This window comes from Erwinia sp. MYb375 (assembly GCF_037479175.1).
In the GTDB taxonomy this organism is placed as follows: domain Bacteria; phylum Pseudomonadota; class Gammaproteobacteria; order Enterobacterales; family Enterobacteriaceae; genus Erwinia; species Erwinia rhapontici.
Window position 1 is genome coordinate 1211615 of record NZ_JBBGZS010000023.1, and the last position, 12421, is coordinate 1224035.

Sequence of the window (12421 nt, forward strand, 5' to 3'; positions counted from 1 at the left end):
AGTCAAAAGAACCCGAGTATTCGTGAAATATTGTCAGTTACGATTTAGCAGCAAAAATCATCCTGGCGCTCTTACCGTCATTCGGCAAAAATATGCCACTGAGTAATTTACTGAGCAGGCCTGGAATGATTCTAAACTCAATGATGTGGCTGGCATCAACACTGCTGTTTTTCGCCTGGATCTTTGGTATCACACTGAAGAATCCTTTCCGCACCAATGCGAAGCATTTTGTCATCCTGCTGGTCGTGCACCTTACGCTTAGCTTTGCTGCGATTGCGCTTAAAAAACATGGTGTCGTCGTTTTGCACAAGGGTGACAGTTCATGGCTGCGCCTGAGCCTGGGGCTTCTGGTGAAAAGCTATATGGTATTAGTGATGATCATGATGACCAGTTTTATGATTGCACTAGCCAGCAGAGGCGCGCAACAGATGACGCATTTTCATAAAACTCACAATGCGGCCAACCTGCACCGTAACCCGCTGAAATTTTACCTGCGGCAGGAAAACGCCATTGTCTGGGTCTATCGCCTGTTATTTCTCGCGGGTGGCGTTTATATCCTGTGGGCCATATGGTTTCGATTGCCGTTTTAGGGGATGGATGAATACGATAGACCCAAGCCAAAACTCGGTGTTTACCTGCTTGACTGATAGCCCCCATCGGTATGGAAGGGATCAGTTTGGATATAGAAAATTATTGTACGTTAAGGTGATTTTTTTGTACCTCTGAGCTGTTGTAGAGCTTAACCACTTTGACAGGCAATTTTGAGCGAGAAGCGGATATCCGAAATATCAAATGAATGGAGAGGTTATTAGATAAATGTGTAGGTAAAGAAAGAAGGGGTTTTCACCCCTTTTTATCAAGAAAATGTAAATTGATGATGTTTTTCATGCTCATGCATAGACATTACATAAAATAAAAGCTGTTTATTTTCACTGTCTGACTTGTTAATAAGTTTTCTAAAAAGCTCAAGGTTGGCTTTTTGTATTGGGTTTAGGTTGTCACGAACATTTTTTATGTCTTCTATGCGATTGGCATTCAAATAGGCGAAGTATTTCTGGAAAACTCCGGCAACAACATCACTCACTTGAATAAATAAATTATCGTGAGAAATATCAAACTGATAATCAAGCTTTACCAATTCTTCATCATGCGGGAGCGAAGATTCAAAGCTCTCTTTCACAACCTCTTCAACATCAAAAATGTGCTTACTGTTAGGAAAATCCATACCACGATATCGATAGAAGACAGCAAAAGCATCCACTAAATAGTTATCACTACTATCATCCTGACCTTCATCTTCACTGGCTCTAAATTTATCTTCTTTAGCTTCATATCTAAAGTCTGTGGTAAGAGTGAAATCCTCCATTTCGTTTTCAATACACATTTCAAGTAGCTCTCTGAGACTCTCCATGTGTAGTTTTTCATCTTGTGTAACAAGAGGCTTATAACGAAGGGTGTTGTAGTGGTCAAGAACTATGTCATGTAGCTCTTGAAGAAAGTTTTTTTCTTTCCCTGTAAAATATGGGTAATCATAGCATTTTAGGAATCTTATGAACTTTTCTCTATTAGAGGAGACTACTTTATATAATTCATCTTTGTGGACATCTTGGTAGTGCCGACAATGTTCTAAAGAATTAAAGCTAAGAAGTTTATTTTCAAGGCAGAATAGAACGCAGTCTTCAATAATATCAAGGTAAGCCCAGTACTCCATGTTGAGATTAAAATATTGAACATAGAGATCGCTTTGTAGCAGCCATTCAAACAGCCCTTTAAGCTTTCGAGAATTAAGCATAAAGATGAAGTCGCCAGTGGCTACATGGTCTCTCTTAATCTCTTTCGCTGTAGGTTGAAGCATAATTAATTTTTTAAGTGCATCGAAATCAGCCGTAGATGAGTCATTTAAATGTGCCACTCCACCTAAAACAAAGTTTAAACTTGAATACTTATCTTCGTCATGTTCAATATTGTATCCGTCAATCTTATCTGACAATGCCAATTTTCTTACGTTGTTAGATTCATCATAGTAGAAGGTATATTTTTTATTTTGAAGCTTATTGGGTAATAACATACAACATCCTTTTAGTTGATAATGGTAGTTTCTATAAATTTATATCATAAAAGACTGAACTGCTGCTCACTTATTGACTAAAGCGAGTGTTGGCAATGACTGCTTTTGGCACACAGCAGACAAAAATGTGACGCTGAAGGTCTGCTGAGAGCGAGGAACGAAAGTTGCCGTTATCCTCAAATTTATGACTCATAACCTTGGTGTATTGATTAAGAGGAGTAGTTCTGCACATCGAAAAGACCTAAGTTATTTTAATGGGTTACATTATATTTATGAAAATAAAAAATTCTCAGCTTAAGCTAAGCACTACCTGCTGGACGTAGCTATGCCAATTTTTATAGCATCTAATTGATGCTGATTTTATATTAGGGGCATTATTGGTTAGATCTAACTTTTCTTTAAGTAACCACATCGATTGCGAAATGATTTTTATTTTCGGATACGCATCTCGATTGGGCACTACGAGCGAATCTAGAAAACCACGGCTTAAGTTTTTTTGGCCACGCCTGTTATTCTCCTCCCAAAAAATGCCTTCTCTTTCATTGGATGCTTGAATTGAGCCACTTTCAAAGTCATATGACCAGTTATTAAAATCGGTTCTAACCTGATCAAATAATGAATTTGAAATCACGAATAGGTCTAAATCCGAGTGACTCCCAAAAGCTTTACCTATCTTGGCTGGTGCTAAGGACTGTCCAATTCGTGCACTACCACTTAAGTGTATTTCTTTTGGATCAACATCAAGGCGATTACCTAACCAAACTCTAATAACTTCATATAATGCCGGGGAGTTCTTGAATGCAAAAGGTATTCCCTCTGATAGCCACAGCCTAGCAATAGCTTCTTTGGAAAGGTTCCCACCATTTTTCGCAGCTTCAACAATCAGCTTTACATCGGGATAGCTATCCAATAGCGTGGATAAGTGAGGCGAGACCTTAAACGGTTCCATTATTATCACCTTTTTGCGTATGTTGTGGTTGTCTTGTTTGTGAACGGGCTAACGCTTGTAAGAGAATATGATTTGTTCGCGCTAGAATTTTATCATGCCAATTTTGATTGAATTTTTTTGGTTCAGGGTATTTGAGCCGAGCTACTATACTAGCTGCCTCATAATCGGTAAGATTTGAAGCTTTAAAATTTAATCGATGCGACGCCTGAATCAACCCATTCATTCTCCATCCATAATAAGCAACAAACAGGTAGAGCTTCGGTATCTCATTTTTTTTTATATATTTTGTTAAACGTATCGCCAAGTACATTTCTAACAGTTTTCTACTCACTGTTCTCTCATAACGACCGGTCAACACTCTTACAAGTTGCATTGCGATTGTTGAAGCTCCTTCTGTCCTTCGCCAGAGTAATGTTCTCCATGACGCACGACAAATAGCTATAAAATCAACGCCAATATTTCTACGGCTAAATCTATGATCTTCGGCATAAATCAACATGATTACGAGATTCGGGGATATAACCCACCGGTTAGCCTCCTTTAGTAAGTGTGTCAGTTGATGCTTTAGAAGTAGCCAGTCTTTATTAATCGTCATCTTTTTCTCTAATTCAGTATAGTTCTCCCAAAGATAGTTATCTCTGTTTCCCTGGGTAAGCTCGTTTAACCCTAAGATTTGCTTTAATGGTTAATGCTGTAGCATTCGAGATCTGAAACCTTATAATATTACGATTATCGCATTTAATAAATTAAATATTTCACTTGTTGTCAGTTGATTAGCGCCACCTAAGTGTGGGAAACGTCCGCTTCTGGCACTAACCAGCCCATTAAGTTGGAAAATATCCGCTATGAGCGATCTGCGGACATTACTAACAGCATTCTGTATAAATCAACGTGGAGCAGATAACCTGCTCCACATGAATAAGCATACTCCAGGGTGGGATTAAAATGAGAATAGTACCGTACAGACGGTGACCAGCCTCATGCAATTAATCGAAGATACCGGAGGGGCAGTATTTGCCTTCCCATCCCACTATCTTGGCGCTTGAATCCAGATCTCTTACCGATACGCTATCTCCGGAATATTGTGAACCGGTCACGACAATATCGTAATCATGATTTGGCTGAGGAATGAATCTTTCGGAGTCAGACCGTTCAGTATTTTGATAGTAACCAGCTTGGGTCCAATAATGAATTACCGTCACCAGTTGCCCCGGCTTGACAGTAAATTCATTTATGAAAACTCCCTTGTTGTTAGATGACTCTGGCATTCCAATTTTTTTATTTCCTGTGACAGGAATACCGATAATAGCCAGTCCAGCCGTGATCCGACGCTCTAACACTTTTTTATAACAACCACTTGTCTGTTTTTCATAAAATTGCAGAGCTGTATTACCGCTAGATGCAGCACGAACCCGAGCTGCATCTGAACCTTTATAGTCTTCTAGCGAAGGCCTAAACCCCGCCGTACATCCACTCAACAATGTTACCATTAATCCCGTAACGGCCAGTTTTCCATACATGTGCATCATCCTACGTTTCTGTTGTTCCTGTTTTATCGACTCAGATGGGCAAAACTTTAAACGGATATTAAGCCAGTCATTAACCATGACATCCCGTTGTAGTATGCCAACACCGAATAACTTCCCCCGGTCCCCCTCTAAAATGCATAATCCCCCTACAAATCCCACAATAGAGTGACCCCCTTATGAGTACCATTGCCCCGGTAGAACTGGAAAAAGCGTATCGCCTGATTAACCACGGCCCGACCATTCTGGTGTCGGCGCGTGATCAGGGTTTACCGTTGGCAATATCTTTAAGTAAAGGGCACGACTAGCGCAGGCACGCCTGCACCCAGCGTTGCAATGCAGCGCAATAGTCGCTGATGGCGATAGCGCTTGCGCCAGGAGTGGGAAGGGCATTCAGTAGCGCTATAACGAGTGGCATGTTGAGTGGCTGAATTTGACTCCTTCGTGGCTTAACTTTGAGCGAAATCCAGCCTGTTATTAGCGCCTGTTCGTGCATCGAAGTCACATCCCGACTACCAAATTTACCCGTAGCAGTCGACCTTCTTTTTCGGTCGGCCAGTGGCTACGGTCTGCATATCAGATAATGTCAACGGCACTGATGTTGCTGACATTCTCCGTAACCGGGCTAAGGCCAGTTTGAGCACGCAGGACCGGCAAAAGACGCATCCTGCGGGCCTCGGCACGCGCCATCCCTGGCGCGTGACGTCCGGCTTACCCCAAACTGGCCTTATCCCCGTAAGATTGTGCTCGCTATTGGTTTAGAAACCACGGCTGCAATACTCTGTGGGATTGACCTTATTTCGGTTAGAAGGGGATGGATAAAAAAGCTGACGCAGCGTTGGGGTATTCTGACTGGTGGCTATGAGCGAGGAGCGGGCATTCTTGTGCAAAGCAGGTAGTTTGATTACAGTGAAAACATTGATTGGAAACCAAATAGAAAGAATAATAATTATTCATCATAACCATGCTAATTAAAAAATCAGGAAGTTAAATATATGAGCAGGCGTTTATGTAGGGATAATCGTACAAAAGTACGAAACATTCCTCGTCGTATTAAATCACTTAACCGTTGGGCCAAAACCTTTCTCAATCCAGATCGCGCAGTTTTTTCTATGAGCGAGCACTACTGGAATTACAAGATTCCGATAGAAATCAATCTTATACAAGGAAAACACAGCAAACAGAAAACTAAAGCAGAGTGTGCACAAGCCATGATTAATGCTTGTTCTAACTTGATACTCGCCACAGCAGATTGTGGTAATACGCCTCGAATTACTGCCGTAATTTGCCTTCCGGATATGTTTACCAGTGAAGTATGTTTATTTCGTTCTGAAGAATACTTTCAAGGCTTCATCACAGAAGGTAGCTCTGAGAATGGCTCATCAGTCCTACTCAAAGAACGTAGTCTCGCCAGGGAATGGGGGCTGACTCTCCCGGATGGTTTGCAGGAATTAGGGATTACACTTGATTACTATGGTGGTGACGACCCGGATGACTGGTTTTCAGGCGAACGCTGGTATTATGGGCAGCTACAGTGACCGATGCTATTTACTAACCGTCATGACCTGCCCCCAGGATTAGATACAACGCTCACTTAGTCATGTCGGATCCTTCCCTATCTGAATTACCCTTTCTCCAGGCCGCCGCAAATTCAGACGGCGTCCGATAATTCAGCGCAGAGTGCGGGCGGCACTCATTATAATCCTGACGCCATTCACTGATGGTTTTCCTGGCATGACTGACGTCACTGAACCAGTGTTCATTCATGCATTCATCGCGAAAGCGTCCGTTAAAACTCTCAATAAATCCGTTCTGTGTCGGCTTGCCGGGCTGGATACGTTGCAGCTCCACGCCATGCTCAAAGGCTCATTGATCGAGCGCGCGGCAGGTAAATTCCGGGACCTGATCAGTTCTTATCGTCGCCGGATAGCCGCGAAACAGCGCAATGCTGTCCAGAATACGCGTGACCTGCACGCCTGAAATCCCAAAGGCAACAGTGACCGTCAGGCTTCCTTCGTGAAGTCGTCCACGCAGGTAAGGCACTTGATCCTGCGACCGGTGGCCAATGCGTCCATGACGAAATCCATCGACCAGGTCAGATTGGGCGCCGCCGGACGGAGCAGCGGCAGACGTTCTGTTTCCAGCCCTTTACGACGTCTTCTGCGTTTTACGCCCAGGCCACTGAGGTGATAAAGCCGGTACACGCGCTTATGATTAACATGAAGCCCTTCACGGCGCAGCAACTGCCAGATGCGACGGTAGCCAAAACGCCTACGCTCCAGTGCCAGCTCAGTGATGCGCCCTGATAAATGTGCATCAGCAGCCGGACGCTGAGCCTCGTAACGGCAGGTCGACAGGGACAAACCTGTGAGCCTGCAGGCACGACGTTGCGACAGACCGGTCGCATCACACATCAACATCACGGCTTCCCGCTTCTGGTCTGTCGTCAGTATTTTCGCCCAAGAGCCACCTGAAGCGCCTCTTTATCCAGCATGGCTTCGGCAAGCAGCAGCTTGAGTCTGGCATTCTCTTCCTCAAGCGACTTCAGGCGCTTAACCTCAGGCACCTCCATACCGCCATACTTCTTACGCCATGTGTAAAACGTGGCGTCGGAAATGGCGTGCTTGCGGCAGAGTTCACGGGCGGATACCCCGGCTGCAGCCTCGCGGAGAATACTGATGATCTGTTGGTCGGAAAAACGCTTCTTCATGGGGATGTCCTCATGTGGCTTATGAAGACATTACTAATATCGGGGTGTACTAATCAACGGGGAGCAGGTCACTGAGACAGAAGATGCTGAAGTCTGACATTCTTCTTTAAAGAAAGCGGACGTTAGATATTACAGGCTCCACTAGCAGGCTCTATCGCCGTCAGTCCATCGCTTGATATCACTTATATTTGGCGACCTGATGCCCGTACTCAAAATATTCTTGGTTGTGTACAGGCTGATCTTAGCTTTGTCACCATCATGACTTTCTATCTCAATGAGTGTGTTGTTGATCAACAGTCCCTCTGAAACCAGCTTTTGAGTGATCTCACCTTCTTTACGCTCACCGTCAAACTCGCTAAATACGATGACAGGATTTCCTGAATATGACTCATATTCCAGACACTGCCTTGCAATGTGCCTTAGGGTTCGATAAGTATCGGAGGACCCCGTCTTGCTAATGAAACTGCCGTCTAAGGATGATTTGCTGTTTTTTAAATCGCTGACGGTTATGGCACATCCGCTCAGTGATATAGAAAATAATAGTGTAGCCAGGGCCAAATATTTCAATTTATGCTCCATTATTCTGGTAAATGTCCTGGGCAGGATGGGGACTAAATTGCGTTCTCTTTCAGACGGAATTGTGATTCGGGATATCAACAATAACCATAAGCCCGCCTTCTGCAGACGTACTTAGAAAAACACTGCTGTTGTGTTGCTGCGCAACCGCTTTGACTATTGCCAGCCCCAATCCACTGCCGCTTTGTATCTGATTGGGATCACGAAAAAATCTGTCGAATACCCGCTCCCTCAATTCAACCATGATCCCGGGCCCTGCATCTGAGATACGCAATTGAGTGGATTTATCTAACAATCGTACTTCTACCTCAACCCGCCCGCCCTCAGGACTGTACTTCACAGCATTTTCAATTAAGTTGTCGATTAGCGACATCAGGCGTTCCCTGACCCCGGTAATCCAGACTTCATCATGAAAGTAGAATTCAAGCTCAATCTGGCTCTCAGCAGCTAGCGGTGATAACTCAGCCATTCGCTCTTGTATGAGCGTCGTCAGCGGCACAGGCTCCATAACAGTGTCAATGCGCGCTTCACTGTGCATCAGCAGCAGCAACTGATTGACGAGTCGAGCAGCACGGCTATTGCTACGAATAATCCCTGCAAGCAATTCCTGTTGACGAACGTTGCTGACATCGGACTGCAAAGCCTCAACATTGACTCGCATTGCAGCCAGCGGAGTACGCAACTCGTGAGCGGCATCTGCAATGAACGTCCGCTCCCTTTCAGTGCTCTCTCGTACCCTGGCAAGGAATATATTGATCGCGTCCACTATCTGGCGCAGCTCCTTGTGCTTTGGAACTGCTTTTAAGGGAGAAAGATCTTCTGGTGTTCGTAAGGAAACTTCATTTGCCACCTTGTTCCAGGGACGCATGGCAATGCGGATTGACAACCACGCGGGAAACAAAAGAAAAGGAATGCATACCAGCAGCGGTAATATGTAGTATCCGCGCGAGTTCAGGTATATGAAGAAGTTCCAACCGCCAGCAGGAGTGAGCAGTGTTACCTCTGTGTCGGAGTTCCCAGACTTCAGAGTACGGCTCGTCCAGGTACGGCCGTTACTCTGAATACTCTGAATGATCCCATAGCCGGTGTTGGTCACTCCTGCCGGAGCGCCATCAGATGCGTAAATTATCTCTTTATTCTTCCGAACGATTAGGCTGATTGACATTTTGGGGTCTTCACCTCCGCCATAGCCTTCCCGCAATGCCTTGCTGAATTTTTCCAGCACATCGGTGAGATCGTGCGGACGATCCCCCATACGATCCACCAATGTCAGAATGGTTTCATAGGTTTTGCTGCCTGATAGCATTGGAGGGTTACGTAAGTTATCCCATAAAATGTAGGTCAGAAAAATACACCAAAGCAGCGTCAGTAATAGCATCTGGGCGATCATCATTCGCCGTACGAGCGTTGGGATTCTCAGATAGCGCCAAAAGTTAAGCATCAACCTGCCCCCTTCTGAATGGGTACGGTATCAATGACAAACCCCACTCCTCTCACCGTTCGCACATAGCCGTCACCGATTTTGCGACGTAAATTTCCCATATGTACATCGAGCGCATTACTCATATTTTCTTTTGCACCGAAGATCTTTTCTTCCAGAAAACTACGTGTCATAACACGGTCAGCACGCAACATTAACGTTTCAAGCAGCGCGTATTCACTTGCCGTCAAATCAACATGCCTTTCGCTCACGGTCACGCGACGAGTCGGCACATGGAGCGATAGCCCTCGAATCTCTATCACCTCATTCTGAAAACCGTAACTGCGCCGCACAAGTGCCCTCACCCTGGCCAATAACTCGGCGAGAACAAAAGGTTTGACGAGATAGTCGTCTGCGCCGGCATCCAGCCCAGTCAAGCGATCTTGCAGGGTGCCCCGGGCAGTCAGGATGATGACGGGGATCCCCTTGAACTGCTGACGCAGACGCGCCATCAGGCTCATGCCATCACCGTCGGGCAGGCCGAGGTCGAGCAAGACAAGTTCTGGCACGCATACATCAAGTTGATGCAGAGCATCCACTTTTCGGCGAACCCATATGACATCTAATCCCTGGTCTGTGAGGGCAATACGTACGCCGTTGCCGAGATCGATGTCGTCTTCAATTAGGAGAATTTTCACAATAGTGACTTTATCAACAGTGAATGAAGAACGTCTGAAGAAAAAACAGTATCCGTAAATCTATCAGGTTTGCAGAACGGGTACTTACTTCAGTATTTCTTCATTTTGGGCTCATGAGAACTTCAGGGTCAGCATTCAAACTGAGCGTTCTGGCGTTTAAAAGCGCTTGCATCGTAGTCAGTTGACCCCACAAGGACTTCCTTAATGAGAAACATCGAACTGAGTCATAAGTTCCTCCCTTCACTCTCGGGGCAACCCCTGGGAAAATTGTTGTCAGGATTTGTCCTCGCGTTACTGGCAACCCCAATACTGGCAGCAGAACAGAAACAGGGCAACGAGTTGACCCTGGGGGGAGGCGTGGATGTCGCGCCACGTTATTCTGGTTCGGATGAAAGCCGAGTCACGACGGCCCTGGTGATTGATTACTCTATGGTAAATGGTTTCTTCGTCAGCTCCACGCGTGGTATCGGTTACGGCAACAACATCGGTAAATTTGATTACAGCGCTGCGCTGAGTTATCGCGCAGGCAGAAAGGATCGTGACGTGGACAGCGACTCGCTCAGCTACGGTAGCGACGACTTGCGAGGTATGGGTGACGTTAAAGGCTCAGCTATCGTTGTGCCTGGCCTGGGATACGAGGTGACCGACTGGCTTAATTTGCAATTGCAGGCTGAGGTGCCGGTTTCTCAGCGAAGCAATGGTGAGGCCCTGCATTTCAGCATTGTCAGCCCGCTCTATACGTCATCGAAAAACGCTGTGACGCTGGCGCTGACCAGTAGTTGGGGGACCAGCAAGTACATGCAGACTTACTACGGGGTAAATGCATCACAGTCGGCCGCATCGGGGTTTACACGATATGATGCCAGATCGGGAATTTATGCCTATTCACTGAATATGGACTGGACGCACAAGCTTAATCAAGACTGGAGCGTAGTTGCCGCAGCAGGTTTTACGCAGTTGGCTGGTGATGCACGCAACAGCCCAATTGTTCAACGAAAAACATCGCCCACTGGCAGCCTGAAGGTGACATATAGCTTCTGATCGTTGTTCGACGTGTGCTTCCCGGTAGCTTGTGGCTATACACTGTCAATAAATACACATTCGCCCCACCCCATTTCAGATGATGGGGCGCTTGTAAATATCCCGCTTAAGTGCCCGTTATGTGAGACGGGCATTTCGTATCAGGTTGCGTTGTTATATTCGGATGTCGAGAGCAGTGTTTTACTTCCTTTCAAGGTAAACAGTGAAATAAGGGTAAAGCTCAGTGTGATACAGCCTAAAACAAGATAAGCCTGATGGAAGCCTACGGTGTCATACATCCGGCCTACCCATGTCGACAGTACGACGCCCGAAAGTTGTTTCGATAAATTAAAACCAATCAGGAACAAGGTTGCCGAAAGTTTTGGGTTAAATGCGGAGGAGATATATTTAAAGGTGCCGACCAGGAGGAACGGCAGTTCAAACATATGGAGCATTTTTAAGATAACCACTTCTGTGGCTGAAGAGGCAAAAGAAGAACCCAAAATACGCGCCGACATAATGACGCCTGCGGCCAGGAGGGCGTTCTTCGCACCAATGCGGTTAACGATGGCAGGAGCAAAAAACATAATCGTTGCATTGAGTATTTCCCCACCGGTAGTGACAAAACCAAACACTTCGGTCCCGCGTTGTGGGCTGGAGAAAAAACCTTTGAAGAAGTTAGCAAACTGCTGGTCGAATACGTCATAGACACTGGCGACGCCTACAACGTAAATAATAAATCCCCAGAAGCGTGGCATCCGCAATAGCTCGGCGGCGGTGCGCATAGAAAAAGCCTGGCGGTTGGCACCAAGCGCGTCGATAACCCGCTCGCTGTTGCTCCCTTCCGGGCGTGACATCCATAACAGTACGGCAAGCGCCAGGGCAAAACCGGAGGCAATCCAGAATGTAATATTAGGGTCGATGCTAAATAAAATACCGGTGATTGATGCACATAACGCCCAGCCAATACAGCCGGAAACACGAACCTTGCCGTACTCAAAACGGTTAGCCCGACTTACGCGTTCAATATAGGCTTCTACCGCTCCGGATCCACTGGAGAAGACGACGCCCAGATAGATCCCGCCAGCCAGTGCACCAGCAAAAATATTCATCTGCAGTAGAGGAGACAGAACAAAAATAAAGAATGGCGCAAATAAAATCAGTAAGACCGTGATAATCCAGAGCAAGTGTTTGCGTAATCCCAGTTTATCGGAGAGCAGACCAAACACCGGCTGGAAAATAATTGCAAACAGCGAGATAGATGAAAACACAATCCCTGTTTCTGTTTTGGTTAAGTGGTTAACTTCTGCCAGCCAGACCGGAAAGAAAGGAAAGTAGGCCGACATAATGAAATAATAGAAGAAAAAGAACAACATAAAGTAAATGAAGTTATGTCGTTCTCTTGGTGCGAGTTCAGAGAGTTTCATTTTGACTGTTCCATCTGGTTATCCCGG

At 45.6% G+C, this 12421-nt stretch carries 12 protein-coding genes and 1 pseudogene; 4 read left to right on the top strand and 9 right to left on the bottom strand.

The window, feature by feature from the left end; all coding sequences use genetic code 11:
• Positions 1–125: 125 nt before the first annotated feature.
• Positions 126–590 carry a hypothetical protein gene (locus WH279_RS18490; RefSeq protein WP_159337002.1) on the top strand — a complete coding sequence of 155 codons (465 nt, stop codon included), beginning with the start codon at positions 126–128 and terminating at the stop codon, positions 588–590.
• Between the two features lie 266 nt (positions 591–856).
• Here WH279_RS18490 and WH279_RS18495 read toward each other — a convergent pair whose 3' ends face one another.
• From WH279_RS18495 to WH279_RS18510, 4 genes are all read right to left on the bottom strand, one after another.
• A complete protein-coding gene (locus tag WH279_RS18495) occupies positions 857–2068 on the bottom strand; it encodes a DUF3800 domain-containing protein (protein WP_339457964.1) in 1212 nt (403 codons plus the stop codon).
• 289 nt (positions 2069–2357) lie between these two features.
• A complete protein-coding gene (locus WH279_RS18500; protein WP_339457965.1) occupies positions 2358–3017 on the bottom strand; it encodes a hypothetical protein in 660 nt (219 codons plus the stop codon).
• The gene (locus tag WH279_RS18505; protein WP_339457966.1) at positions 3004–3612 is read right to left on the bottom strand and encodes a biosynthetic peptidoglycan transglycosylase; all 609 of its coding nucleotides are present in this window, start codon (positions 3610–3612) and stop codon (positions 3004–3006) included. The genes WH279_RS18500 and WH279_RS18505 overlap by 14 nt, the downstream gene beginning before the upstream one ends.
• Positions 3613–4003: 391 nt before the next feature.
• Entirely contained in the window at positions 4004–4546 is a 543-nt protein-coding gene (locus tag WH279_RS18510) for a hypothetical protein (RefSeq protein WP_339457967.1), read from the bottom strand.
• Between the two features lie 176 nt (positions 4547–4722).
• Between WH279_RS18510 and WH279_RS18515 the strand changes: the two genes are divergently transcribed.
• Both WH279_RS18515 and WH279_RS18520 read left to right on the top strand, forming a co-directional pair.
• The gene (locus WH279_RS18515; RefSeq protein WP_445235260.1) at positions 4723–4851 is read left to right on the top strand and encodes a hypothetical protein; all 129 of its coding nucleotides are present in this window, start codon (positions 4723–4725) and stop codon (positions 4849–4851) included.
• Positions 4852–5538: 687 nt separating this feature from the next.
• The gene (locus WH279_RS18520; protein ID WP_339457968.1) at positions 5539–6081 is read left to right on the top strand and encodes a DUF3916 domain-containing protein; all 543 of its coding nucleotides are present in this window, start codon (positions 5539–5541) and stop codon (positions 6079–6081) included.
• Between the two features lie 52 nt (positions 6082–6133).
• Here WH279_RS18520 and WH279_RS18525 read toward each other — a convergent pair.
• The 4 genes and pseudogenes from WH279_RS18525 to WH279_RS18540 form a co-directional block, all read right to left on the bottom strand.
• Positions 6134–7253 (bottom strand): annotated as a pseudogene (locus WH279_RS18525) (IS3 family transposase).
• Between the two features lie 141 nt (positions 7254–7394).
• Entirely contained in the window at positions 7395–7832 is a 438-nt protein-coding gene (locus WH279_RS18530; protein ID WP_133841672.1) for a hypothetical protein, read from the bottom strand.
• A 49-nt stretch (positions 7833–7881) separates the two neighbouring features.
• A complete protein-coding gene (locus WH279_RS18535; RefSeq protein ID WP_339457969.1) occupies positions 7882–9270 on the bottom strand; it encodes a sensor histidine kinase in 1389 nt (462 codons plus the stop codon).
• Complete coding sequence (locus tag WH279_RS18540; RefSeq protein ID WP_227534686.1) at positions 9270–9947, bottom strand: response regulator; 678 nt, start codon at positions 9945–9947, stop codon at positions 9270–9272. Before WH279_RS18540 ends, WH279_RS18535 begins: the two co-directional genes overlap by 1 nt.
• A 204-nt stretch (positions 9948–10151) precedes the next feature.
• On the opposite strand from WH279_RS18540, the gene WH279_RS18545 reads away from it, so the two are divergent.
• Complete coding sequence (locus WH279_RS18545) at positions 10152–10988, top strand: MipA/OmpV family protein (RefSeq protein ID WP_339457970.1); 837 nt, start codon at positions 10152–10154, stop codon at positions 10986–10988.
• 140 nt (positions 10989–11128) lie between these two features.
• Here WH279_RS18545 and WH279_RS18550 read toward each other — a convergent pair whose 3' ends face one another.
• Positions 11129–12394: an MFS transporter gene (locus WH279_RS18550; RefSeq protein WP_213202071.1), complete on the bottom strand. Its 1266-nt coding sequence runs from the start codon at positions 12392–12394 to the stop codon at positions 11129–11131.
• Positions 12395–12421 lie beyond the last annotated feature (27 nt).

Bases quoted from the DNA above. Each gene is read 5' to 3' on its own strand.
- WH279_RS18490 (WP_159337002.1), top strand. From the start codon at position 126: ATGATTCTAAACTCAATGATGTGGCTGGCATCAACACTGCTGTTTTTC.
- WH279_RS18495 (WP_339457964.1), bottom strand. From the start codon at position 2,068: ATGTTATTACCCAATAAGCTTCAAAATAAAAAATATACCTTCTACTAT.
- WH279_RS18500 (WP_339457965.1), bottom strand. From the start codon at position 3,017: ATGGAACCGTTTAAGGTCTCGCCTCACTTATCCACGCTATTGGATAGC.
- WH279_RS18505 (WP_339457966.1), bottom strand. From the start codon at position 3,612: ATGACGATTAATAAAGACTGGCTACTTCTAAAGCATCAACTGACACAC.
- WH279_RS18510 (WP_339457967.1), bottom strand. From the start codon at position 4,546: ATGATGCACATGTATGGAAAACTGGCCGTTACGGGATTAATGGTAACA.
- WH279_RS18515 (WP_445235260.1), top strand. From the start codon at position 4,723: ATGAGTACCATTGCCCCGGTAGAACTGGAAAAAGCGTATCGCCTGATT.
- WH279_RS18520 (WP_339457968.1), top strand. From the start codon at position 5,539: ATGAGCAGGCGTTTATGTAGGGATAATCGTACAAAAGTACGAAACATT.
- WH279_RS18530 (WP_133841672.1), bottom strand. From the start codon at position 7,832: ATGGAGCATAAATTGAAATATTTGGCCCTGGCTACACTATTATTTTCT.
- WH279_RS18535 (WP_339457969.1), bottom strand. From the start codon at position 9,270: ATGCTTAACTTTTGGCGCTATCTGAGAATCCCAACGCTCGTACGGCGA.
- WH279_RS18545 (WP_339457970.1), top strand. From the start codon at position 10,152: ATGAGAAACATCGAACTGAGTCATAAGTTCCTCCCTTCACTCTCGGGG.
- WH279_RS18550 (WP_213202071.1), bottom strand. From the start codon at position 12,394: ATGAAACTCTCTGAACTCGCACCAAGAGAACGACATAACTTCATTTAC.